The organism is Streptomyces sp. NPDC021212 (genome assembly GCF_044332925.1).
Taxonomy (GTDB): domain Bacteria; phylum Actinomycetota; class Actinomycetes; order Streptomycetales; family Streptomycetaceae; genus Streptomyces.
Window position 1 is genome coordinate 31,373 of sequence record NZ_JBIRPZ010000026.1, and the last position, 23,112, is coordinate 54,484.

Genomic DNA, 23,112 nt, shown 5'->3' on the forward strand with positions numbered 1-23,112 from the left:
AGGGTCGAAAACGAGGAGATCCGGGCACCGATGGATGGACAGGCACGAAGCGCCGGGCGGACAGGCCCGGGGCCCGGGCGTCAACGGCGAGAGAGGAAGACGATGGTCGAACCGGAACCTGAGCCGGAAGCGGAGCGGATCGGCGTGCCCGCCGAGTCCACCGCGGGCGAGACCAGGGTGGCGGCGACACCGGCCACCGTGGGCCGGCTGGTCGAGCTGGGGTACCACGTGGTCGTCGAACCGGGGGCGGGAGAGTCGTCCCGCTTCTCCGACGCGGCCTACGAGGAGGCGGGGGCCCGCCTCGGAGACCCCTGGTCGGCCTCGATCATACTGAAGGTCAACGCCCCCTCCGGCGAGGAGATCGGGCGGCTGCGCGACGGGACGACACTGATCGCGCTCATCGGCCCCGCGCTCCACCCGGAGCTGGTCGAGGAGCTGGCCCGGCGGCCGATCACCGTGCTGGCCATGGACGCCGTCCCGCGCATCTCGCGCGCCCAGTCCCTGGACGTCCTGAGTTCGATGGCGAACATCGCCGGATACCGGGCCGTGGTCGAGGCCGCGCACGCCTTCGGCCGCTTCTTCACCGGTCAGGTCACCGCCGCCGGCAAGGTGCCGCCGGCCAGGGTGCTGGTGGCCGGTGCCGGGGTGGCCGGACTCGCGGCGATCGGCGCGGCGCGCAGCCTCGGCGCCGTGGTCCGCGCCACCGACCCCCGGCCCGAGGTCGCCGAACAGGTGCGCTCGCTGGGCGGGGAGTTCCTGGAGGTGCGGCCTGAACGGGCCGAACAGTCCGGGCATTCCGAACAGGGGGTCAGCACCGACGGTTACGCGAAGGCCACCTCGGACGACTACAACCGGCTCGCCGCGCGGCTGTACGCCGAGCAGGCCGCCGACGTCGACATCATCATCACCACCGCACTCGTCCCCGGCAGACCGGCGCCGAAGCTGATCACCGCCGAGGACGTGGCGCGCATGAAGCCCGGCAGCGTGATCGTCGACATGGCCGCGGCCCAGGGCGGCAACGTCGAGGGAACGGTCGCCGGGAGGGCGGTCGTCACCGGCAACAACGTGACGATCATCGGCTACACCGACCTGCCCGGCAGGCTCCCGGCCCAGGCGTCGCAGCTGTACGGCACCAACCTCGTCAACCTGATGAAGCTGCTCACCCCCGGCAAGGACGGCCGGCTCGTCCTCGACTTCGACGACGTGGTGCAGCGGTCGATGACCGTGGTCCGCGAAGGCGAGAAGACCTGGCCGCCGCCACCGGTGCAGGTGTCCGCCGCGCCCACGCCCGCCGGGGCCCCGCAACCCGCCACGCCTCCCGGCCCACCGGCCGGGGCCGCGCGCTCCCCGCGGTCCGGCTACGCTCTCGTCGGTGCCGGAGCGCTCGCCCTCTTCCTGGTGACCGCCTTCTCACCGCACCAGCTCATCGGCCACTTCCTGGTCTTCGTCCTGTCGATCGTCATCGGCTTCTACGTCATCGGCAATGTGCACCACGCGCTGCACACTCCGCTGATGTCGGTCACCAACGCGATCTCCGGGATCGTCGTGGTCGGCGCGCTGCTCCAGATCGGGCGCACGGACACCGCGGTCACCGTGCTGTCGTTCGCCGCGATCCTGCTGGCGAGCATCAACATATTCGGCGGATTCGCCGTCACCCGCCGCATGCTCGGCATGTTCTCGAAAGGCTGATCGCGGATGACCACCACCACGGCCGCACAGGCCGCCTACCTCGTCGCCGCCCTGCTGTTCATCCTCAGCCTCGCCGGACTCTCGCAGCACCGGACCTCCCGCTCCGGAGTGGTCTGGGGCATCGCGGGCATGGGTCTGGCGCTGACCGCCACCATCGCTCTGGCCTCCCGGAGCATCACCGCCACCGGTCTGGTGCTGATCGCCGTCGCCACGGCCGCCGGCGCGGGCATCGGGCTGTGGCGGGCTCGTGTGGTCGAGATGACGGGCATGCCGGAACTGATCGCCGTCATGCACAGCTTCGTCGGTCTCGCCGCCGCGCTCGTCGGCTGGAACGGCTACCTCGACGCCGACTCCGGGCTGACCGGCTCGCTGCTGCGCATCCACCACGCCGAGGTCTTCATCGGCGTGTTCATCGGCGCCGTCACCTTCACCGGCTCGGTCGTCGCCTATCTGAAGCTGTCGGCGCGGATCAAGTCCCGGCCGCTCATGCTCCCCGGCAGACACGCCCTCAACCTCGGCGCGCTCGCCGCGTTCACCGTGCTCACCGCGGTGTTCGTCGCGCGCCCCCACATGGGCCTGCTCATCGCGGTCACCGTGCTGGCCCTCGCCCTCGGCGCGCATCTGGTCGCCTCCATCGGCGGCGGTGACATGCCGGTGGTCGTCTCGATGCTCAACAGCTATTCCGGCTGGGCCGCGGCGGCCTCGGGCTTCCTGCTCGCCAACGACCTGCTGATCGTCACCGGCGCGCTGGTCGGCTCCTCCGGCGCCTACCTCTCGTACATCATGTGCAAGGCGATGAACCGCTCCTTCCTCTCGGTGATCGCGGGCGGCTTCGGGGACCAGCCGGTGACGAGCGACGACGGCGCCCACGGGGAGCACCGGGAGATCAGCGCGGAGGACACCGCGGAACTGCTGCGCGACGCCTCCTCGGTGATCATCACTCCGGGCTACGGCATGGCGGTCGCCCAGGCCCAGTACCCGGTCGCGGAGCTGGCGCGCAAGTTGCGGGAGCGCGGCGTCGAGGTGCGCTTCGGCATCCACCCGGTCGCCGGCCGGCTGCCCGGTCACATGAACGTGCTGCTGGCCGAGGCCAACGTGCCCTACGACATCGTCCTGGAAATGGACGAGATCAACGCCGACTTCGCCGGCACCTCGGTCGTCCTGGTCATCGGCGCCAACGACACCGTCAACCCGGCCGCCACCGACGACCCGGGCAGCCCCATCGCCGGGATGCCGGTGCTGCACGTGTGGGAGGCGGCCGATGTCGTCGTCTTCAAACGCTCCCTGGCCACCGGGTACGCGGGTGTGCAGAATCCGCTGTTCTTCCGGGAGAACAGTCAGATGCTCTTCGGCGACGCCAAGCAGCGGGTGGAGGACATCCTGCGCAGCCTCGACGCCACCGACGGGTCGGCCGTGGCCATGGTGGGCACGGCGAACTGATCAGCCGCCCTGCTGCGGGCGCGCCCGGACGAGCCTTGACGGGTAGGCGATCACGACCAGTTGGGCCCGGTCGCGGACGCCGAGTTCGGACATGGCGCGCTGGATGTGGCTGTGTACGGTCCGACAGGGAAGCGGGTGATGAGGGTCCGGGTCGCGGTGGGGGAGAGGTGGGAGTCCCCCGCCGCGACGGTGCGGATGCCCGACAGGAGGAGTTCCGGGCCGACGTCCTTGCCGAGGAATCCGCTCGCGCCGGCGCGCAGGGCGACGGCGGAACCCGCGGTGCCGGCCGCGATTCCGGCCGCCTCACCCGGGTTGTGCCCGCGTCCGCGTTCCGCCCGGTAGCGGGAGACCACGATCAGGGAGTAGTCGATGCCGACCGCGAGCCCGAGCATCGAGGCGAGCGTGCCGGTGGTCATGTTCAGCCCGAAGGTGCTGCCCAGGGCCAGGATCGCGCCCCATGCTGATCCCGACGCCGACGACCGCGGTGAGCAGCGGAAGGCCGGCGGCCGCCAGGGAGCCGAAGGTGACCAGCGGCACGACGGCGGCCAGGGCGATGCCGATGCCCTCGGCCGGTCCTCCGGCAGCCGGTTGCGTGGCGAGCGCGCTGCCGCCCGCCTCGACCGTGAGCCCGGCGTCGCGGGCCGCGTCGATGGCCTTCTCCAGGGCAGCCTTGCGCACGTCGCTGAGGTCGTCGGCCTTGGTCTTGCAGGTGACCGTGGCGTACGCCGTGGAGGCGTCCCCGCTCACGGCGTTCGGCTTGAAGGGGTTCACGGCACCGGCGATTTGGGGCCCGTCGGCGGCCGTGGCCACCAGCTTGCCGATGGCGGCGTGGAACCGGGCGTACAGCGGTCACCTTCTCCCCGTCCGGGGCGATGAAGACGATCCGCGCGTCGGCACCGTTGGCGTCCGGCTCGGTTGTTGCTTGCCCGGTCGTTCCGAGCTGCCGCGTGCGCTGGGATCAGCGCGCGCGACGGCTCGACGCGCTCTCCACTCTCGGGTTCATCCGGCGGGCCCGTACCAGTGCCGAGGAGGGGGACTGGACGACCGACACAGGCGGCACGGACTGCACCGGCTGCGGCATGTGCTGCGGCACCGGTTGCACCGGCTGTTCCGCGCAGGGCTCGGGGAAGGCCCGGCGGGCGGGCTGCGGGGCGGCGGCTTCGGCCTCCGTCCCGCTCTCCTGCGGCACATTCCCCTGAAGCTCGTCGGCGTAGGCCGCGAGGCCGGGGCGGCCCGTGATCGAGAGCTTGCGGTAGGCGTTGCTCAGATGGAGTTCCACGGTGCGCTGGGCGACGAAGAGGCTCGCCGCGATCTGCCGGTTGGTGTGCTTTCGGGCGGCCAGCAACGCCACCCTCCGTTCGGTGGGCGTCAGAGCGTCCACCCCCACCTCGGTGGCCCGGCGCGGCCTGGCGCCCGAGACGAGGAGTTCCTCCCGCACCGTCTGCTCCAGCTTCGCCGCCCCGCACACCTCCGCCATCGAGAGCGCACGGCGGAGGAGGTCACGGGCGTCGCGCAACCGGCTGGAACGCCGGGTCTGGATGCCGAGGTCGGCGAGGACCCGGGCCAGTTCGAGCCGTGCGGGCGAGGACTCCAGGACCTGTACCGCGTCGCCCAGCATCGCCTCGCCCTTGTGGCCCTCCGCCAGCAGTCCGGCCGCGCGCAGCGCTCGGCCGATGGCGCGGGGCGCACCCCAGCGGCGGGCCCGCGACAACTCGGCGTCGACGAGCCGCCGCGCCTCCTGCCGGTCGCCCCGCGCGGCGTACACCAGCGCCGCTTCGGAGCGCCATGCCAGCACGGCCGGGTTGAACGTCCCCGCCCGCTCCAGCCTGACGCCGGACTCCAGAAGGTCGGCCAGACCGCCCTCCTGGTCCCCGTCCGCCAGCCGCAGCCGTCCCCGGTGGAAGAACAGCGGGCCGAAGCTGCTGCGTTCGGGGATCCGCCGGTCGAGCCGGAACCGCTCCAGCACGTGGTACGCCTCTTCCGTCCTGGCCGTCTCCACCAGCGCGCCCACGCCGGCCGCGACCGCCTGGCCCGTACACACCCAGTAGTGCGGGGAGGTCAGCGGCATCAATTCCAGGGCCTGGTAGGAGTCTTCCAGCGCGCGGGAGAGGTTGCCGATGTGCAGGTTGACCTCGGCGCGCATGCTGTACGCCAGCGCGCCCAGCGTCCGCGAGCAGGAGGCGGTCGCCTGGTCGACCAGGCGGTCGGCCTCGGCGAGCGCGCTGTCGAGCTTGTCGGCGGTGGCCAGCACCTGGATGGGGACGGTGCGGGCCGCCAGCCGCTCGTTGAGTCCGGTGTACGGCCTGCGAAGGGCCCGCTCGGCCTGCCGGACCGCTTCCAGCCGGTCCTTGCCCCGGCAGCACGAGAGCAGGCTGGCGAGGTCGAGCCGGAGCCGCTGGTCGAGAAGGTCGGCCGAGTGGAGCCGGAAGAACTCGGCGGCGCTGTCGTCCGGCGGTTCGCTCTCCGACAGCACGGCGCCGGTCTGCGCCGACGCCACGGCGGCCTGCCCCGGCTCGGGGTGCGGACGCAGTGGGCCGAGCCCGCCGAGGACGAACTGCTCGCCCCGCAGCGTGGGGACGTCCTGCGGGTCGACGCCACCGTCGGCGATGCCCTCGTCCAGTACCGTCCGGGCGTCCTGGGGCCGGTCGAGCAGGTAGAGCGAATGCGCCAGGTCGATGCGGATGCCGGTGCGCTCCGCGGGGTCCGGGCTCAGGGTGAGGGCCCGGCGCAGGTACTCGGCGGCTGCCGCCGGGTCCTGGGACAGCTCGATCTGCCCGAGGACGCGCAGCAGTTTGCCCTGGCACTGTCCCTCGCACTCCTGGAGTCCGCGCCTCAAGTAGTCGCGGGCCACGTCGTACGCGCCGCGCTCCACCGCCTCGCGGGCGGCGTCGCTGAGCACCGTGCACGTCCAGTGCTGCGCGGGCTCGTTGTGACTGCCCAGTATCTGGACGGCGATCTGCTCGCGGGGCGCGTCGCTCTCGTACAGCATGTGCGCGGCCCGTACGTGGAGGGCGTTGCGCCTGCTGGGCGGCACCCGGGTGAGGGTCGCGGTCCGTACCAGCGGCTGGGCGAAGCGCACCGCCGGTCGGTCCTGGGCCAGCAGGCCGGCGCGGGTGAGGGAGGCGACGGTGTCCGCGACCGCGAGTTCGTCCGCCTCGACGAGGCGGGCGAGCGCGGGCACGGTCGCCGCTTCGCCGAGCACCGCGACGGCCTCGGCGATCGGCTCGGCGCCGGGCCAGGTGCGGTCGTACCGGCTGAGCAGCATCTCCGCCACCTCCACCGGCCCGTGCTTCACGATGTCGCGCGGGGCGAGGGTGGCCGGGCCGGGGCCGCTGAGCCGCAGGTCGCGGAAGAGGGCGTCCAGCAGGTAGGGGTTGCCCCCGGTCACGGCGAGGGCGGACTCGACGGTGTCGGCGCGCACGGGCGCGCCGAGGATCTCCGCGGCGAGGACTGCGGTTTGCTCCCGGGACAGTCCGGTCAGCACCAACCGGTGCTGGAATCCGGCGAGCACCTCCGCCATCATGAAGTTCCGCGGGGCCTCGCCGGGGGCGAGGGTGGCCACGAGCGCCACCGGAGCGTTTTCCAGCCGGGCCATCAGATAACCGAGGCACTTCAGCGAGGATTGGTCCATCCACTGGAGGTCGTCGATGGCGAGAAGCACCGGGGTGTCGTTGGCGAGAACGCGCAGCAGAGGGTGCAGATCTGCTTCGACCGGCAGGAGCGGGCTGCCCCGGGGGGAGGGGCAGTAAGGATCCTTCTCCTCGGTTTCGTATTCCATTCCGAGCACGTCGGACGCCCGGGACACCAGCTGCTGGGCGACGCCGTAATCGGAGTCCGATTCGGAAGCACGGGCGCGCGCGCTGAGTACGCGCAACCCGTATATTGGGGCTGCTGCAACCGCACTGCGCAGCTCCGTGGTGCGCCCCATGCCTGCGGTGGCCTCAATCAGTAGTCCCTGGCCCTCGCCGTCCCTGACTCGGGAAAAGAAATCCCACATCATTCCCCCGCACATCATAGGATGTCATTGCATTACGGGAATTGAGCATATTCTCTCAAGTTAAGGTAAGTCAGCCGCTGCACACCGGTCAAGAAGTTTATTGCCCGGTTGGCGATCTTGTCCGGACCCGCGCCCTCAGGGTGGTCGTACGGGGAACGGTACCCAGGCACCTCAATGATATCCAGCAAGAGACTGGCCTCCGCGTTTCGCTTGGGCTTTGGTCCGGATTGTGAGCGAGAACCCAAAAGTGCCTTCTTGACTGGGACTATGCACCTTGCCGAGGGGGTCTGTCGGTCCAGGTGGGAAGGCGCTTTCTGCGTGCCGGGTATCGGTTTCTCGTCCCAGGCTTCATGTCTCCGCCGACGGTGCGGGGTGCACTGGCCATGCCCCTGGCCGGATCGCTGCCGACCTCGTGGTGACGGTGACTGACGGCGGTCGGACCTGCACGGATCCGGCCGTGCTGCGCGACCGGGGTGAGGCGTTCGGCCCGGTCGCCTGTCACCGACCGCCTGGCGGCTGCCGGTCGCTGTCGAGGACCACATCCGGTGCGGCAAGACCACAGGCCTCGGCCGCTCCCCTCCCGCCGCTTCCCGGTCAACGCCGTCCGGCTCGAACTCGGCTTCGCGGCGATCGACCTCCTCGCCCGGACCCGTGTCCTCCTGCTGGACAGCGATCCGGCCGCTGCCGAACCCAGGAAACCGCGCCACCGGATCCCGTACGTCGCCGTCCGGATCACCCGGGGCGGCCGCCGCCCGCGCTTACGAATATCGACCACCTGGCCCTGGAGACATGAACTCGCGGCCGCATTTCACCGAATGGCCGCAGTGCCCCGCCCCGCCATCCGACTCGCGGGCCCCGCCCACCTCGACTCAAGGGCCTTGGGGAACCCGGCCCCGCGTCGGCCCCACCACATGCCCACCTGCCGACGCGGCCTCAAAGAACCACGCTCAGCCGCCGAGCAGGCCCAGCCGAAACAGCGAAGCCAGAAAAGTATTACGTTACTTTTCGGGTAATGGGCAGACATGTCCGCCCCGCGCCGGGCTAATCCTGCGGTAGGTCCCGCATAACCCTTCGGTGGCATTGCGGCGCCGCACCGGACTGAGGACGGCGGCTCGGGAAAGGATCGGGGACGCATGCGCAAGAAAAGCAGGTCGCCGAAACTGAGGACGCGCCGTGACTGACGCCTATTCATTTGTCAAAGCCCAGTACGATTGCATAGGTGAAACTTACGAAAAATCCAAGCAGCTGCCACTGGCCCGTTTCGTGGAGCGCCCGAGTGTTTCTCGACTATTGGGCGATATTCAAGGCAGAAACGTCCTCGATCTTGCCTGCGGAAGCGGCTTCTACACCCGGCTCGCACGCCGAATGGGCGCATCACGGGTGACCGGTGTGGATGTTTCCGCCGAAATGGTGGGCGTGGCGGAGAGGATCGAGGAACAGGAACCCCTGGGCATCGGATACCGGGTCGGGGACGCCATGGCTCTGCCATCCCTGGGCGCCTTCGACACTGTGATGGCGATCTATCTGCTCAATTACGCGGATTCCCAGGAGGCAATGCAGGCGATGGCCAGGACCGCCGCGGCGAACCTGCGGCCCGGCGGCACGTTCCTCTCCTTCAACGCCCGCCCCGACCTGGACCTCGACGGCGCCAGCCTGTCCCGGTACGGCTTCTCCTTCGACCGGGCCGAGCCGCTGCGCACCGGCACCCGGATCAGGGTCTCGGTGGCCACCGTCCCGCCGTTCGACTTCCATGCCTGCCTCCAGCACGCGTCGGTGTACGAGGAGGCGTTCACCGCGGCGGGCTTCGAGGACTTCGTGTGGACGCCGACCGAGCTCTCTTTTGACGGAATCCTGGAGTTCGGCACGCCCTACTGGCAGAGCTACTTCGACAACCCGCCCTGGGTCTCCTTCCGTTGCCGCCGCTCGGCCGAGGTCGGCTGACCACAGGAAGGCGTGCCGACGATGGAGTACCTGCTGCCGCGCGACCACGAGGACGCGCTCACCGCCCTCGCGGAGCGGCCCGGCGCCGTGCCCGTGGCGGGCGGCACCGAACTGATGCTGCGGTTGAACGCGGGCGGCGAGCCGCCGGCCGCACTGCTGGATCTATCCCGGCTGGCTGGGCTCTGCGCCTGGTCGCCGGTCGAGGAGGACGCCGGCACCGACGCTGACGGGAGCGGGGAGTGGAACGGCATCCGCTCCGCCGGGCGCCCGATCCGGCTCGGCGCGACCCTGACGTACGCCCGGCTGATCGGAGAGCTGAGCGGTCCGTTGCCCGGCCTCGCCGAGGCCGCCGCCGCCGTGGGCTCCCGGCAGATCCGCAACCGGGGCACCCTCGGCGGCGCCCTGGGATCCGCCTCGCCCGCGGGGGACCTGCATCCCATGCTCCTCGCCTGCCGGGCGGACGTCGTCCTGGACTCGGCGCGCGGCCGGCGGCGCGTACCGGCCCGTGCCCTCTACACCGGGCCTGGCCGCACAGTGCGGGAGCCCGACGAGCTCTTCACCGCGATCGAAGTGCCGAGGGCCGGCGGCCCGCAGTGCTTCACCGCGCTCGGTCGCCGCAGTTCCCTGACGGTCTCCACGGCGTCCTTCGCGGTGGCCCTGTGGCCGGACCCCGGGTGGGTGGGCACCGGCATGGGCGGCATCGCCGGCACGCCCCGGCCCGCGTCGGCCGCGGAGGAGTTCGTATCCGCTGAACTGGCCCGGCGCGGGGCCTGGGAGTCCGCCGCGCCCCTGCCCGACGGCCTGCTGCGGCACTTCGGAGAGCTGGCCGCCGCAGAGACCGCCCCCGTCGACGACGTACGGGCGAGCGCCTCCTACAGGCAGCACGCGGTCGCAGTCCTGGCCCGCCGGGTTCTCTCCCGGGCCTGGCAGCACCGACACCACCGCAGGATGGAGCGGCAACCATGCGCCTGACCCTCACCGTGAACGGCGAGCAACACGTCCTGGACGACGTGCGTGAGACCGAGAACCTCCTGTACGTGCTGCGCGAGCGCGTCGGCCTGACCGGCACCAAGAACGCCTGCGAGGAAGGGCGTTGCGGTTCCTGTTCGGTACACCTGGAGGGGCTGCTCTGCTGCGCCTGCCTGGTGCCCGCGGCGCAGGCCGACGGGCAGAAGGTACGGACCGTCGAAGGCCTCACCGACCCGGACACCCCCGGCAGGCAGCACCCGGTGCGGCGCGCGTTCCTGGAGGCGGGGGCTGTGCAGTGCGGGTTCTGCACCGCGGGGATGCTGATGGCCACCGAGGACCTGCTGAGCCGGGAGCCCAATCCGGACGAGGCCGGAGTGCGGTCCGCCATGTCGGGCAACGTCTGCCGGTGCACCGGCTACCAGCACATCGTGGACGCGGTGCTGCGGGCCGCCGAGTACCGGCGCGACGCTGCGGCCGGCGCCCCTGAGCCCCACGGCCCGCACGTCGCCCGGGAGCTGCGGTGAACGCGTCCGCCGGTTACCCGACCGGCCGCGCCGGCGGCCCGCTCGGCGAGAGCGTGCCGCGCCCCGACGGCCCAGCGAAGACCGACGGCACCTTCGTCTACTCCTCCGACCTGCGGGCCCCGGAGATGCTGTGGGGGGCCACCACCCGCAGCCCGCACCCGCACGCCCGCATCCTGCGCATCGACACCGAGGAGGCGCGCGCCCTGCCCGGGGTGCACGCCGTCCTCACCCACCGGGACGTGCCGGGGCGGAACCTGCAGGGCTCGATGGTCGTCGACAAGCCGGTGCTGGCCGTGGACGTCGTGCGGTACGAGGGCGAGGCCGTCGCCCTGGTGGCCGCCGACCACCGGGAGACAGCGCGCCGGGCCGCCGCCCTGGTGCGCGTCGAGTACGAGGTGCTGCACCCGCTCACCGACCCGGCCGCCGCGCTCGACGAGGACGCGGTACGGGTGCATCCGGAGGGGAACCTGGTGCGCCGGGTGCCGCTGCTCCGGGGCGCGGCGCAGCATGGCCGGCTGCCTCGCGCGGAGGTGGTGGTGCGCGGCGAGTACGAGATCGGCATGCAGGACCAGGCATTCCTCAGCCCGGAGTCGGGGCTCGCGGTGCCGACCGCGGACGGTGGGGTGGACCTGCACGTCGCGAGCCAGTGGATCCATGAGGACCATGCCCAGGTGGCGGCCTCCCTGGGGCTGCCGGGTGAGCGGGTGCGGGTGCTGCTGGCCGGTGTGGGCGGCGCGTTCGGCGGACGCGAGGACCTGTCGATGCACGTGCACGCGAGCATGCTGGCGCTGCGCACCGGACGACCCGTGAAGATGTGCTACTCCCGCGAGGAGTCCTTCTTCGGCCATGTGCACCGGCACCCGGCCCGGATGGCCTACGAGCACGGCGCTACCCGCGACGGCAAGCTCGTCTACGTCAAGGCGTCGATCCTACTGGACGGCGGTGCGTACGCGTCCACTTCGACCGCGATCACGAGCACTGTCGCCATGTGCGCGGCCGGACCGTACGAGGTGGAGCACGTCGATGTGGAAGTGCGCTCGGTGTACACCCACAATCCGCCGTGCGGCGCGATGCGCGGCTTCGGCGCGGTGCAGGCATGCTACGGCTACGAGTCCCAGATGGACCTGCTCGCCGCGAAGTTGGGCCTGGACCCGGTGGAGCTGCGGCTGCGCAACGCGGTCGCGGAGGGCTCCACGGTGGCGAACGGGCAGGTACTGGACCAGCCGGCGCCGATCGCCGAACTGCTCCACCGGCTGCGGGCCGTCCCCCTCCCCGGTCCCGCGCAGCCTCCGCACCCCCACGTGCAACGGGGTGTGGGGTACGCGGTGGGGCTGAAGAACGTGGGCTTCATCGAGGGCTTCGACGACTACTCCACCGCCCGGGTACGGCTGGAGCTCCATGGCGGGGTGCCGCGGGCCCGGGTCACCACCGCCGCCGCCGAGGTCGGACAGGGGCTGGTCACCGTGCAGTCCCAGATCGTCACCGCCGAACTGGGTGTGTCCGAGGTACTGGTGGAACTGGGCGACACCGCCTTCGGCGACGCGGGCCCCACGTCATCCGCTCGGCAGAGCTACGTCACGGGCGGCGCGGTCAAGGCGGCGGCCGAGGCGGTGCGCGCCCTCGTGCTCGCCCGTACGGACCGGCTGCTCGGCACACCGGGCGCCGCGGCGGGTCTTGAGCGGGCCACAGTGGTCGACGCCGCCGGCCGGCCGCTGGCCAAGCTCGCGGACATACTGGCGGAAGGGCCGGTGGAGGAGACCCGGGAGTTTCACCACCGGCCGACCCGTCCGCTGGACCCGGTCACCGGGCAGGGCGACGCGATTTTCCAATTCGCCTTCGCCGCGCACCGGGCGGTGGTGGACGTGGACATGGAGCTGGGCACCGTCGAGGTGGTCGCCCTCGACACCACCCAGGACGTGGGGCTGGCCCTCAACCCCCTGGCCCTGCGTGGACAGTTGCACGGCGGCAGCTGCCAGGGACTCGGCCTCGCCCTGATGGAGGAGATTCAGGTGTCCGGAGGCCGCATCTCCAACCCCTCCTTCACCGACTACCTGATCCCCACCATGACCGACATACCCCGGATGCGGCTGGAGATCCTGGAGCACTCCGACCCGCACGCCCCGTACGGGCTGCGGGGCGCGGGCGAGATGCCGACCGTCACCTCCACCTCGGCGGTCGCCGCCGCCGTGCGCGCCGCGACCGGGCGCACCCTTCCGCGCATCCCCATCGGCCCCGAGGACATCCTCGGGCTCTCCTGAAAGGCCTTACGCATGACGGAAACACCCGACATCCGCACCCGGACGGCGGCGGCCGCTACGCAGCAGTATGACGCGATCGGCGCGCAGTGGGAGAACGCCCGGGAACTGCCCACGGTCTACCCGGAACGCTCCAGTTTCCGGCGCCTGCTCGGCGACGTCCGCGGGGCCGAGGTCCTCGACCTGGCCTGCGGCGACGGGTTCTACACCCGGCAGGTCAAGCAGTGGGGGGCGCGCCGCGCGCTGGGCGTGGACATCTCCCCCGCGATGGTCGACTCGGCCCGGGCGATCGAGCAGCGCGCGCCGCTGGGCGTGGAGTACCTGGTCGCGGACGCGGCACAGCCCGACCTCTCGGAGCTGGGCAGCCACGATCTGGTGCTGGCCGCGTACCTGGTCAACTACGCGCGGTCCGAGGAGGAGTTGACGGACATGTGCCGGGCAGCGCTGAGCGCACTGGCCCCCGGTGGTCGGTTCGTCGGGGTGACCCAGCGCCCCGGCTTCTCCTTCCGGGGGCCGCGCCCCGACCCGTACGGATTCACCTTCACGCGGCAGCGGGAGTCGAAGCTCGGCACCCACATCAAGGTCACCGCGGCCCTCCAGCCGCCGATCAGCTTCGAGACCTGCCTGATCCGGCCCGAGGTGTACGAACGCGCCTTTGCGGCAGCCGGATTCGGGGAACTGACGTGGGTGGCGATGACGGTCGGCGAGGAGGGCGAGCAGCGGTTCGGCACAGCCTTCTGGGAGGGGTTCCTGGCGAACCCGCCCATCGTGATGTTCGAGGCGCGCCGCTGAGCCGACATACGGGGGGTATATCGGGGAGCACCCCGCTCGGCCGACGCGAGGATGTGCCCCGCCGAACCGGCAAGCGGGGCGCGTCTCTGGGCCTGCGAACAGAGGTGCCCCAAGCCGGCTCAGACCGTCTCGGCCAGATTCGGCGCGCGCAAGGTGTCCACCAGTTCCTGCAGGACGGGGACCACTTCGGGCCGCACCGAGTAGCAGATCTGGACGCCGCGCCTGCGGGTGCTCACCAACCCCGCCTCGCGCAGCACCTTCAGATGCTGGCTGACGGTGGGTTGCGAGACGCCGAAGACGTCGGCGAAGTCGCAGGCGCAGGTCTCCGGCTCGGCGGCGAGAGCACGGACGATCCCCAGCCGCAGTGGGTGGCCGAGCGCCTTGAACATCTGGGCAGTCGATACGAAGTCGGTCACGCTTGACAGCATATCGACCTTCGCCTATATGGTGGATCCACTATATAAGGAAACTGACATATAGCTGAGATGGGGAACCGATGACCACGTCCGCTCCTGGGAGCACCGAAGAGGGGATCTGGGCCCCCCGTTACCGGGCCCTGACCATCGGGCTGATCCTGTCCGTCACGCTGGTGGCGTTCTTATGGCTCGGAGTGGCGACCGTGCTGCCATCGGTCGCCAAGGAACTCGACGGTCTGGGCCTGTTCGGCTGGGCGTTCACCGCGTTCATGCTGGCCAACATCTTCGGCACGGTGCTCACCGGCAAGGGCGCCGACCAGCGCGGCCCGGCCGCACCGTACCTCCAGGCATTCCTGTTCTTCGTGGTCGGCTGCGGCATCTCCGCGATCGCGAACAACTGGTACGTCTTCCTGCTCGGCCGCACCCTCCAAGGCGCCGGCGTCGGAGGCGTGCTCGCCATCGCCTACCTGGCCGTCGGGCGGGCCTACCCGGACGCACTGCGTGCCCGGATGCTCGCCATGGTGGCCTCGGCATGGACGCTGCCCGCACTGTTGGGCCCAGCCATCGCGGCGGGGATCGCCGAGGCGACCAACTGGCGGGTGGTGTTCATCATCCTGGTGCCGCTGGTACTGATCGGGGTGCTGCTCACCCTGCCCGCCCTGCGCAAGCTCGGCGCCCCCGAGGCGTCCGCCCCCGACAAGGGGCGCATCCCGTACACCCTGCTGCTGGTGATCGGCACGGGTGCGGTGCTGGCCGGGCTCGAGGAGCACAACCTCGCCATCACGATCCCCGTGGTCCTCGCGGGCGCGGCCCTCGCCCTGCCCATGCTCCGCAAGCTGCTGCCGCCCGGCACACTCACCGTGCAGCGCGGAATGCCCGCCGGAATGATCGTCCGCGGACTCGTCAGCACCGCCTACTACGGGGCGGAGTCGTTCTTCCCGTTGAGTATGACGCTGGTCCTGGGCCTGAGCACCCTGGAGTCGGGCCTCGCACTGTCCACGGGGGCGCTCACCTGGGTCACCGGTGCGTGGATCCAGGCGAAGCTGGACGCCCGCAGCGAGGGCAAGAGGCGGCACAGTCGGGTGGTGGCGGGCTTCGTCCTGCTGGTCATCGGCGACGCGATGATTGCCCTGGCCATCGGCACTGACCTCAAGAGCGTCACGCTCGCCGTGGTCGGCTGGGCGATCGCGGGCTTCGGCATGGGCCTGGTGTACCCGGCGGTCACCACCATCGTGCTGTCGATCGCCCCCAAGGGGCAGGAAGGCGCGGCCAGTTCCAACCTCCAGCTGTCCGAGACCATGTCCGTCGCCGTCATGACGGGCCTGGGCACCGCGGTCAGCGCCTACGGAGCCACTCAGGGCTGGGCGAAGAACGGAGCGCTCGGCGTCGTCTTCGCCATCACCACGCTGGCGGCCCTGGCGGGCATCGGCGCAGGTCTGCGCACCCGGGTCAAGGACGTTCCGGGCACCGGCGCAGACGCACCCGTGCCAGTCGGGAAACCGGACCGGCACGACGCGGGGCGCACCGCCTGACCGACGCGCATCCGCACTTTCCGGCCGGCCGACCGCGGCCCGTCGCACACCTCGCTGTGTGCGACGGGCCGCTTTCGTGCGTCCGGAGGTCCCCGGGCCCCTCGCGCGGCCGGCCGCTGTCGTACGGTCGGGCGCCCCGCCCCGTGCTCCCGTGTGAACGGCCGGCAACTCCGGTGCGGCCCCAGCGCGTTTACTGCCTCGGCCGGTCCTTCGGTACACCTGCGGTTCCCTCGGTACCGGAACATGCGCCGCCGGAAAATGCTTCGGGCGTATCTCGGTGCGCACCGCATGTCCCTCGCGCGCCGCACCGTGAAGACTCCAGTTGATCCACGGGAAAGGCCCACGTGGATCTTCTCCCCTGGAGGACCAGTGACCGACGCACGCAACGGTGGGACGACGGCCTCTTCCACCGCGCAGAAGAGCCAGGTACAAGATGCGGTGACCGTCCGGAGCACAGTAGAGGTTCCGGTGCGACTCACCGACGGCTTCACCACGTCCGCGCAGGTGACCACCTTTCGCGGCCTCAGCGACGGCGAGGAGCACCTGGCCCTCGCCTTCGGACCCACGCCGGACACCCCCCTGGTCCGACTCCACTCCGAGTGCCTCACCGGTGACGTCTTCGGCTCCGCACGCTGCGACTGCGGCCCGCAGCTGACGGAGTCGCTGAAGCTGCTGTCCGCGTCCGGCGGGCTGCTGCTGTACCTGCGCCAGGAAGGGCGCGGCATCGGGCTGTACAACAAGCTCGACGCCTACGACGTACAGGACCGGCTGGGGCTCGACACCTTCGCCGCCAACCGGCACCTGAACTTCTCCGACGACCTGCGGGACTACCGGTCCGCAGCGCAGATGCTGCACGTGCTCGGCGTCTCCCGGCTGCGCCTACTGAGCAACAACCCCGACAAGACGGCGCAGCTGCGCGAGTACGGCATCGAGATTGTCGACCAGGTGGCCACCGGCGCCTTCCTCAACGAACGGAACCTTCACTACCTCCGCGCGAAGGCGGAACTGCACGGCCACTGCATCGAGATCACGCAGGAGATCGCATGATTCAGCACCGCGGCCCCATCAGTGGAATCGCCGCCTGGCAGGACCGCTACGTAGCGACGGCGGGCTACGACAACCAAGTCATCTGCTGGGACCAGCGGACCGGGGAGTCGCTCGCCCGCTCCCTGCACGACCACCTCGCCAACCAGTGCTCCTTCTCCCTCGACGGACGCTTCCTGCTGACCTCCTCCAGCGACCACTCGGCCCGCCTGTGGACCGTGCCCGACCTGCGTCTGGCCGCTGTCTTCGACGCCCAGGAGGACGATGTCGAGATGTCGGTGTTCCATCCGACGAAGGAGCTGGTGGCGACGGCCTCGCGCGACCACCGGGTGCGGGTGTACGCCTTCGACGGCCGGCTGGAGCGGACCTTCACGGGGCACACCGCCGACGTGATCTCCGTGGAGTGGAGCCACAGCGCCGACGAACTGATCTCCTCCAGCGACGACGGCACCATCAAGCGGTGGTCGCTGGCGACCGGGGAACTGCTCGCGGACCTCGACATGGACGGGGTGGAGACCGACACAATCGCCATCGCCACCAGCGGCGTCATCTTCGCGGGCAACGACGAGGGCCAGATCATCGTGGTCGACGACGACGGCCGCGAGGTGCTCCCGGCCCACGAGGCGGGCATCAAGCGCCTGGTCCTGGACAGCGAGCGGGACCTGCTGGTCAGCTTGAGCTACGACCGCACGATGCGGCTGTGGAACGTGGCCTCCCTGCGCCCCGAGCCGATGGGCACCACCGCGCTGCCCGACGACGTGTGGCCGCGCTCCTGCGCCTTCGCGGGCGGCTCCCGGCTCGTGTTCGCCACCTTCGGCGCCACCTACCGCGGCTACGACTACGAGACACAGACCTGGGACACCACCCCGGTTCCGCCCACCGGCGGCGTCAACGCGGTCCTGCCGTTGCCCTCGGGGCTGCTGCTCACCGTGGGCGACTCGGGCACGGTGCACCGCGACGGCAAGGCGGTCGCCGACACCGGCAGTCTGTGCAACTTCTTGGCACCACTGGGTGACCTGGTGCTGACCGGAGGCCAGTTGGGCAAGGTATTCGACGCGTCCACCGGCGGGGAGCTGTACCAGCACCGCTCCCCGCTGAACTGTGCCGCCTCCTTCGAGCACGACGGCGCGCAGCACGCGGTGGTCGGCGCGTACACCGGCGAGGGGCTCGTACTGCGTCTTGACGCCCGGGGGCGGGCCGAGCACGTGCGCGATCTGCCGCTGCACACCAACGCGGTGAAGGGCGTCGCCGTCTCGGGTGACCTGATCTTCTCGGTGGCGGCGGACGCGTCGGCGACCTGGTACCGGGCCTCCACGCTGGAGAAGGTGGCCACGATCGAGGACGCCCACGACAGGATCGCCAATGGGTGCGCGGGGCTCGCCGACGGCTGGTTCGCCAGTGTGAGCCGGGACCTCAAGCTCCGGCTGTGGGACCCCGAGCAGCGGGTGCGGGTGCTGGACACCCCGCACACGCACTCCATCAAGTGCGTGGCCGCCTCCGACGACGGCCGGCTCATCGCCACCGGCGGTTACCACGGGCAAGTCGCGATCTACGACCGCGCGACGTCCTCGTGGAGCCGTGACACGCGTCCGACCGCGGCGGGCATCTCCGCGCTCGCCTACGACGCGGAGCGCAAGCTCTTCCTCGCCGCGTCCTACGACGGGCAGGTCTACCCGCTCGCCGGGTGAACCCCCACAGACAGCGGTCCGGGAGGCGTGGCACGTCCCGCCTCCCGGACCGCCCCAATGCTCCGGAGGCACAGACATGACCAGCACTCCGACGATCGGCACCCCCATCGACGCCACGACGCCCGGCGCCCGCCCGCCCGTCGTCATGGCCAACCCCAACACCCTGACCGACCGAGCGGCCATGGGGCTGCCGGAGACCTTCGTGGCGCGCGGCCCCTCCTGGGCACTGCGCGACCATCAGGACCTCCTGGGCAGGACCCCCGAGGAACTCGTCACGGTGGCCGAGGACCCGCGGCAGGAGTTCACCACCCGGTATGCGGCCGGCACCGTGCTCGGCCTGATCGGGGACCCCAGGGTGCGTTCGTACTCCCCGCCGATGGCCGAAGTGCCCGCCGCACGTGTGGTGTTGGGGCTCGCTCCCGGTGCGGTGGACTCCGTGCTGGAGCAGTGGCGGCACGCCGGGGTGGAGCGGGAGTGGATCGCCAAGGAGTGCCCGCAGTACGAGGCGGACCTCGCCGCGTTCCGGATCGCCCTGCACCCGGTGACGAACGCCGAGTACCGGCTGTTCCTGGAGGAGACGGGCGCACACTGGCTGCCCAGCTCCTGGCGGTTCGGGGTGTATCCGGAACTGCTCGCCAACCACCCGGTGTGGACCGTCCCCGCCGAGGCCGCCGACGCGTACGCCGAGTGGCTGGCCGGGGCCACCGGGCGGGCGTTCCGGCTGCCGTCCGAGGCCGAGTGGGAGTACGCGGCCTCCGGCGGCGAAGGGCGCGCCTACCCGTGGGGCGCCTCCTTCCGTCCCCAGTGCACGAACACCGTGGAGGGCGGCCCGCTGCAAACAGTCCCGATCGGCGTCCATCCCGGCGGGTGTTCGCCGTTCGGGGTGCACGACATGGCGGGGAACGTGGAGGAGTACGTGAGCGACCTGTACCGCCCCTACGACGGCGGCGACCGCGTCGACGACGACCTGGCCGTGACCCGGGGCAGTTACCGGATCGCGCGCGGCGGGAGCTTCACCCGGTTCGGCGACCTGGCGCGCTGCCGACGCCGGCACGGCTGGTATGAACGGGACATCTACGCCATGGGCTTCCGACTCGCGGAGTCCCTGTGAGCGGGACGGACGGGTGGCAGGTGCCCACCCTCGCCGCAGGCCCGGCCGGTGCGTCCGCTCCGGCTGCCACCCCCGCCGAGCACGCCGCGATGGACCGGGCCGTCGCCCTCGCCCGGTCCCACCTGGGGCGCACCAGCCCCAACCCGGTCGTCGGCTGCGTCCTCCTGGACGCCCGCGGCACGATCCTCGGCGAGGGCGTCCACCGGGGTGCGGGCAACCCGCACGCGGAGGTGGAGGCGCTGCGGGCTGCGGGCGCGCGGGCGCGCGGGGCGACCGCTGTGGTCACCCTGGAACCGTGCACGCACACCGGTCGCACCGGCCCCTGCACCGGCGCGCTGCTGGCCGCCGGGGTGGCCCGGGTGCTGTACGCGGTGCCCGACCCCACCCCCCGGGCCGGCGGGGGCGCCGCGCTGCTGCGCGCCGCCGGGGTGCAGGTGGTCGGAGACGTCCGGCGCGAGGCGGCGGAGCACGCCAACGAGCTGTGGCTGACCTCGGTACGCAGGGAACGCCCCTGCGTCACCTGGAAGTTCGGCGGCACCCTGGACGGCAGGAGCGGCGCGGCCGACGGCACTTCCCGCTGGATCACCGGCAGCGAGGCCCGTGCGGATGCCCACCGGCTGCGCGCCGAGCACGACGCGGTGCTGGTCGGTGCGGGCACCCTGCGCGCCGACGACCCGCACCTGGGGCTGCGGCACGGCGTCCTGGGCAAGCCGCCGTTGCGGATCGTACTGAGCCGTGACGGGGTGCTCCGCCCGGACGCCAGGGTGCTGGACGCCGCCGCGCCGACGCTGGTGGTGACCGCCGAGAACGCCGTGGCGGCGCGGCTTCCGCACGGGCACGAGACGGTAGCCCTGCCGTACGACACGGAGGGCCTGGACCTCACGGCGCTGAGCCGTGAGCTCTACCGGCGGGGGCTGCGCTCGGTGCTGCTGGAAGGCGGGGCGGCGCTCGCCGCGGGGTTCGCGCGCCGCGGAATGCTGGACCGGGCGGTCTGCTACCTGGCGCCCTTGTTCCTGGGGGCGAACGGCCGCCCGGTGCTGGACGAATTCGGCGCCGACCGCCTCGCGGACGGCCTGCGCTTCGAGTTCGGCGAGATCGACCGGCTGGGCGAGGACCTGCGCTGCGTACTGCGCACGCGCACCGCGGCGGAGCTGCGTCCTGAGCCGCGTCCGGACTCCGGGTGACGGCCGCCGGCGGGCCCGGGGCGGCAGCCGCTGGAGTTGAGGGCCATCACCTCCTTCGCCAGGGTGTGCACCATCTTCGCGATGGCCGTCTCGCCCGCGACGCCGGGGCCGCCGCCTGCCATGTCCAGCGCCCAGGTGACATCCCTGCCTTCGGCGAGGTCCAGGACGTCTCCGACGAGCTTCAGCAGCTCGAGTTCGTCGTTGGCCACCCGCCGCGACAGCGTGCGTGCAGTGCGTACCACGGACGACCTCGCAGGCATTGCTGTACACAGCGACCTGTTCGCATTTCCCCATCGGCGGCCGAGACGTCATGGGGGGCCGGGCGGCCAAGCCTCCCGAGCCACAGCCGGCAGCCGCATGAAAGCCACACCCGGCTCCCCTGGGTGACACAACCCTGCGAATGGCTGGGGCAGAACCAGGAAGAAGGTAGAGCCGCATGACGAGCACCCGGCGCCACCCCGCCACCATGCCGAGGGTCGCCGTGATCTACCACAGCCGCCGGGGCACCATGCTCCGGCTGGCCGTCGCCGCCGCCGAGGGGGCCGCCGCACGCGGGGCCCGGGTGCGGCTGCTTCGGGTCGTGGACGACGGGCCGGGCCCGTCGCAGCGGCGGCGGCACGCCGCGGTCGACACGGAGCATTCCGTGGCCTCGCCGGAGGACGTGCGCTGGGCGGACGGCCTGGTTCTGGCGACGCCGACATACTTCGGGAACGTCTCCGCCCCCTTCAAACGCTTCCTGGACTCCACCGCCCGGCTGTGGGCGCGCGGTCTGCTGGCCGACCGGGTGGTGACCGCGATGACCTCCGCCGAGTGCGACTACGGCGGACGGGAAGCCACCCTGCTGAGCCTGTACCAGACCGCCTGGCACTGGGGTTCCTGGGTGCTCGGCGCGGACCTCACGGACCCGGGGCACGCCCGGGCGAGCAGCAATCCCTACGGACTCTCGGTCAACTACCGCAGCGAGGAGCAGGAATCGGCCCTGGACGTGGACACCGCCCGGGCACAGGGCGCACGACTCGCGGAGTTCGCCGCGCGCACCCCGCGCCCGCGCTGCCTCTCCTCACCCCGGCCGATGCGCGGCCCCGCCCGCGTCACCGTCGTGCACCATGCCCTCCACGACACGGTCCGGGTAATGGCCCAGGAGTGCGCGGCCGGCGCCAGGGAGCTGGGGGCGGAGGTCAGACTGCGCCGGGTGCCGGACGGCGCGACCGTCCCCGGCGGGGCGCGCTCCACCGTCAAGGGTCCGCCCAGTGCGCTCCCGGCGACGAAGCGGGACCTGGAGTGGGCGGACGCGGTGGTGTTCGGCTCGCTCGCCCGGCTCGGCGCGCCGGCCGCCCCGCTGGTGGACTTCCTGCAGCAGCTGCCGGAGGGGGCCGGGCCGCTGACCGACAAGGCGGCGAGTTCCTTCGTGGTCACCCCGCAGCCCCATGCGGGAAGCGAGTCGGCACTGCTCGCCATCCACCACCTGCTGTTCCACGGCGGGGCGGTGGTGGCCCCGCCCGGTTACACCGACCCGGCGTCCTTCGCGGCGGGCGGCAATCCGTACGGCAGCGCCCATGCCCTCTCGCACGGGGCCCTGCCGAGCCCCGCGGCCCTGGAGGCGGTCCGGTACCAGGGGCAGCGGGCCGCCGTGGTCGGCGACCTGCTGCGCCGCACGGACCGGGCCCCCTGCCGGCTGCCGGTCTCCGGCACCCGGGAGGATCCCCACATCGAGCACACCCGGCGCACCGACCGCACCCATCACATCGCGGGAAAGGCGACGTCATGACCGTGCAGCAGTACGACGAGATCGGCGAGGCGTACGAGGGGTTCAAGACCCTGCCGCTCGCCCGGTATTCCGAAGTGCCCAGCTTCCTGGGCATGCTGGGCCCCCTGGCCGGGCGCAGCGTGCTGGACCTGGCGTGCGGCACCGGCTTCTACAGCCGGTCGATCAAGCGGCTGGGCGCGGCCGACGTGCTGGGCGTCGACATCTCCGGGGAAATGGTCGCCGCCGCACGGGACATCGAGGAGCGGGACCCGCTGGGCATCCGGTACGAGGTCTTGGACGCAGCGCAACTCCCGCTCCCCGAGCAGGCGTTCGACGCTGCCACCGCCGTCTACCTGCTGAACTACGCGGACGACGAGGAGACGTTGTTCCGGATGTGCCGCGGGGTGCACCGGAGCCTCGCGGACGCGCTGGGCAGGGCCGGCTTCCGGGACGTCGCATGGGTGCCGCTGGAGGTGCCGGACGCGTCGGCTGCCGCATTCGCACCCGGTTTCTGGGACGACTACCTCGCCAATCAGCCGCTGACGATGCTGCGCTGCACCGCTTGGAAGTCCGCCGACGACGCAGGTTCACCGCCCCCAGCCTGAGGAGTGTTTCCATGCCCAGCCGTCGACGCCATGCCGGCTCGACGTTCCGAGCCGTACCAGGACGCCGGGTGGCGGTCGCCCTCCAGGGTGAGCGAGGATTGGCAACCCGAGCTGGACGGGTCTGGACCCGGACGACGTGGACGCCGCGGTCGTCCTCCCCGGGGCCGAGATGCCTGAG

Annotated in this window: 17 protein-coding genes and 2 pseudogenes; 15 read left to right on the forward strand and 4 right to left on the reverse strand. The window is 71.6% G+C overall.

What is annotated here, in order from left to right; genetic code table 11:
- Positions 1–102 precede the first annotated feature (102 nt).
- Positions 103–1,689 carry a Re/Si-specific NAD(P)(+) transhydrogenase subunit alpha gene (locus ACH4SI_RS40990; protein WP_398305787.1) on the forward strand — a complete coding sequence of 529 codons (1,587 nt, stop codon included), beginning with the start codon at positions 103–105 and terminating at the stop codon, positions 1,687–1,689.
- 6 nt (positions 1,690–1,695) lie between these two features.
- On the forward strand, positions 1,696–3,129 hold the full coding sequence (gene pntB / locus ACH4SI_RS40995) for a Re/Si-specific NAD(P)(+) transhydrogenase subunit beta (protein ID WP_398305790.1): 1,434 nt from the start codon (positions 1,696–1,698) through the stop codon (positions 3,127–3,129).
- Here pntB and ACH4SI_RS41000 read toward each other — a convergent pair.
- The 3 genes and pseudogenes from ACH4SI_RS41000 to ACH4SI_RS41010 form a co-directional block, all read right to left on the reverse strand.
- Positions 3,130–3,398: pseudogene (locus ACH4SI_RS41000) on the reverse strand (DNA-binding response regulator); the annotation flags it as partial.
- A pseudogene (locus tag ACH4SI_RS41005) lies at positions 3,393–4,036 on the reverse strand (MMPL family transporter); the annotation flags it as partial. The pseudogenes ACH4SI_RS41000 and ACH4SI_RS41005, both read right to left, overlap by 6 nt.
- A 51-nt stretch (positions 4,037–4,087) precedes the next feature.
- The gene (locus tag ACH4SI_RS41010) at positions 4,088–7,144 is read right to left on the reverse strand and encodes a LuxR C-terminal-related transcriptional regulator (protein WP_398305793.1); all 3,057 of its coding nucleotides are present in this window, start codon (positions 7,142–7,144) and stop codon (positions 4,088–4,090) included.
- A gap of 527 nt (positions 7,145–7,671) precedes the next feature.
- Here ACH4SI_RS41010 and ACH4SI_RS41015 point away from each other — a divergent pair.
- The 6 genes from ACH4SI_RS41015 to ACH4SI_RS41040 all read left to right on the forward strand — a co-directional run bounded on the left by ACH4SI_RS41015 (position 7,672) and on the right by ACH4SI_RS41040 (position 13,607).
- The gene (locus tag ACH4SI_RS41015; protein WP_398305796.1) at positions 7,672–8,139 is read left to right on the forward strand and encodes a transposase; all 468 of its coding nucleotides are present in this window, start codon (positions 7,672–7,674) and stop codon (positions 8,137–8,139) included.
- A 160-nt stretch (positions 8,140–8,299) separates the two neighbouring features.
- Positions 8,300–9,067: a class I SAM-dependent methyltransferase gene (locus tag ACH4SI_RS41020; protein WP_398305799.1), complete on the forward strand. Its 768-nt coding sequence runs from the start codon at positions 8,300–8,302 to the stop codon at positions 9,065–9,067.
- A 21-nt stretch (positions 9,068–9,088) separates the two neighbouring features.
- Positions 9,089–10,039 (forward strand): FAD binding domain-containing protein, encoded by a 951-nt coding sequence (locus tag ACH4SI_RS41025; protein ID WP_398305893.1) that lies wholly within the window; start codon positions 9,089–9,091, stop codon positions 10,037–10,039.
- Positions 10,030–10,560: a (2Fe-2S)-binding protein gene (locus tag ACH4SI_RS41030; RefSeq protein ID WP_398305802.1), complete on the forward strand. Its 531-nt coding sequence runs from the start codon at positions 10,030–10,032 to the stop codon at positions 10,558–10,560. Before ACH4SI_RS41025 ends, ACH4SI_RS41030 begins: the two co-directional genes overlap by 10 nt.
- A complete protein-coding gene (locus ACH4SI_RS41035) occupies positions 10,557–12,818 on the forward strand; it encodes a molybdopterin cofactor-binding domain-containing protein (RefSeq protein WP_398305805.1) in 2,262 nt (753 codons plus the stop codon). The genes ACH4SI_RS41030 and ACH4SI_RS41035 overlap by 4 nt, the downstream gene beginning before the upstream one ends.
- A gap of 12 nt (positions 12,819–12,830) precedes the next feature.
- Positions 12,831–13,607, forward strand: coding sequence for a class I SAM-dependent methyltransferase (locus ACH4SI_RS41040; protein ID WP_398305809.1), 777 nt, complete (start codon positions 12,831–12,833; stop codon positions 13,605–13,607).
- Between the two features lie 119 nt (positions 13,608–13,726).
- Here the strand turns inward: ACH4SI_RS41040 and ACH4SI_RS41045 are convergent, their stop codons facing one another.
- A complete protein-coding gene (locus ACH4SI_RS41045; RefSeq protein ID WP_398305812.1) occupies positions 13,727–14,023 on the reverse strand; it encodes an ArsR/SmtB family transcription factor in 297 nt (98 codons plus the stop codon).
- Positions 14,024–14,103: 80 nt separating this feature from the next.
- Between ACH4SI_RS41045 and ACH4SI_RS41050 the strand changes: the two genes are divergently transcribed.
- The 7 genes from ACH4SI_RS41050 to ACH4SI_RS41080 all read left to right on the forward strand — a co-directional run bounded on the left by ACH4SI_RS41050 (position 14,104) and on the right by ACH4SI_RS41080 (position 22,934).
- Entirely contained in the window at positions 14,104–15,555 is a 1,452-nt protein-coding gene (locus ACH4SI_RS41050) for an MFS transporter (RefSeq protein WP_398305815.1), read from the forward strand.
- A gap of 468 nt (positions 15,556–16,023) precedes the next feature.
- Positions 16,024–16,602, forward strand: coding sequence for a GTP cyclohydrolase II RibA (gene ribA / locus ACH4SI_RS41055; protein ID WP_398305818.1), 579 nt, complete (start codon positions 16,024–16,026; stop codon positions 16,600–16,602).
- A complete protein-coding gene (locus ACH4SI_RS41060) occupies positions 16,599–18,287 on the forward strand; it encodes a WD40 repeat domain-containing protein (protein ID WP_398305821.1) in 1,689 nt (562 codons plus the stop codon). Before ribA ends, ACH4SI_RS41060 begins: the two co-directional genes overlap by 4 nt.
- A 76-nt stretch (positions 18,288–18,363) precedes the next feature.
- A complete protein-coding gene (locus ACH4SI_RS41065; protein WP_398305824.1) occupies positions 18,364–19,398 on the forward strand; it encodes a formylglycine-generating enzyme family protein in 1,035 nt (344 codons plus the stop codon).
- 89 nt (positions 19,399–19,487) lie between these two features.
- Positions 19,488–20,582, forward strand: a complete 1,095-nt coding sequence (gene ribD / locus ACH4SI_RS41070) for a bifunctional diaminohydroxyphosphoribosylaminopyrimidine deaminase/5-amino-6-(5-phosphoribosylamino)uracil reductase RibD (RefSeq protein ID WP_398305896.1) — start codon at positions 19,488–19,490, stop codon at positions 20,580–20,582.
- Positions 20,583–21,018: 436 nt separating this feature from the next.
- Positions 21,019–22,350, forward strand: a complete 1,332-nt coding sequence (locus ACH4SI_RS41075; RefSeq protein ID WP_398305827.1) for a flavodoxin family protein — start codon at positions 21,019–21,021, stop codon at positions 22,348–22,350.
- Complete coding sequence (locus ACH4SI_RS41080; protein WP_398305830.1) at positions 22,347–22,934, forward strand: class I SAM-dependent methyltransferase; 588 nt, start codon at positions 22,347–22,349, stop codon at positions 22,932–22,934. Before ACH4SI_RS41075 ends, ACH4SI_RS41080 begins: the two co-directional genes overlap by 4 nt.
- Positions 22,935–23,112 lie beyond the last annotated feature (178 nt).

What these genes read in the sequence shown, in the direction of transcription:
- ACH4SI_RS41025 (WP_398305893.1), top strand. Translation starts at nt 9,089, where the DNA reads ATGGAGTACCTGCTGCCGCGCGACCACGAGGACGCGCTCACCGCCCTC.
- ACH4SI_RS41065 (WP_398305824.1), top strand. Translation starts at nt 18,364, where the DNA reads ATGACCAGCACTCCGACGATCGGCACCCCCATCGACGCCACGACGCCC.
- ribD (WP_398305896.1), top strand. Translation starts at nt 19,488, where the DNA reads ATGGACCGGGCCGTCGCCCTCGCCCGGTCCCACCTGGGGCGCACCAGC.
- ACH4SI_RS41080 (WP_398305830.1), top strand. Translation starts at nt 22,347, where the DNA reads ATGACCGTGCAGCAGTACGACGAGATCGGCGAGGCGTACGAGGGGTTC.
- ACH4SI_RS40990 (WP_398305787.1), top strand. Translation starts at nt 103, where the DNA reads ATGGTCGAACCGGAACCTGAGCCGGAAGCGGAGCGGATCGGCGTGCCC.
- pntB (WP_398305790.1), top strand. Translation starts at nt 1,696, where the DNA reads ATGACCACCACCACGGCCGCACAGGCCGCCTACCTCGTCGCCGCCCTG.
- ACH4SI_RS41060 (WP_398305821.1), top strand. Translation starts at nt 16,599, where the DNA reads ATGATTCAGCACCGCGGCCCCATCAGTGGAATCGCCGCCTGGCAGGAC.
- ACH4SI_RS41030 (WP_398305802.1), top strand. Translation starts at nt 10,030, where the DNA reads ATGCGCCTGACCCTCACCGTGAACGGCGAGCAACACGTCCTGGACGAC.
- ACH4SI_RS41050 (WP_398305815.1), top strand. Translation starts at nt 14,104, where the DNA reads ATGACCACGTCCGCTCCTGGGAGCACCGAAGAGGGGATCTGGGCCCCC.
- ACH4SI_RS41040 (WP_398305809.1), top strand. Translation starts at nt 12,831, where the DNA reads ATGACGGAAACACCCGACATCCGCACCCGGACGGCGGCGGCCGCTACG.
- ACH4SI_RS41075 (WP_398305827.1), top strand. Translation starts at nt 21,019, where the DNA reads ATGACGAGCACCCGGCGCCACCCCGCCACCATGCCGAGGGTCGCCGTG.
- ACH4SI_RS41010 (WP_398305793.1), bottom strand. Translation starts at nt 7,144, where the DNA reads ATGATGTGCGGGGGAATGATGTGGGATTTCTTTTCCCGAGTCAGGGAC.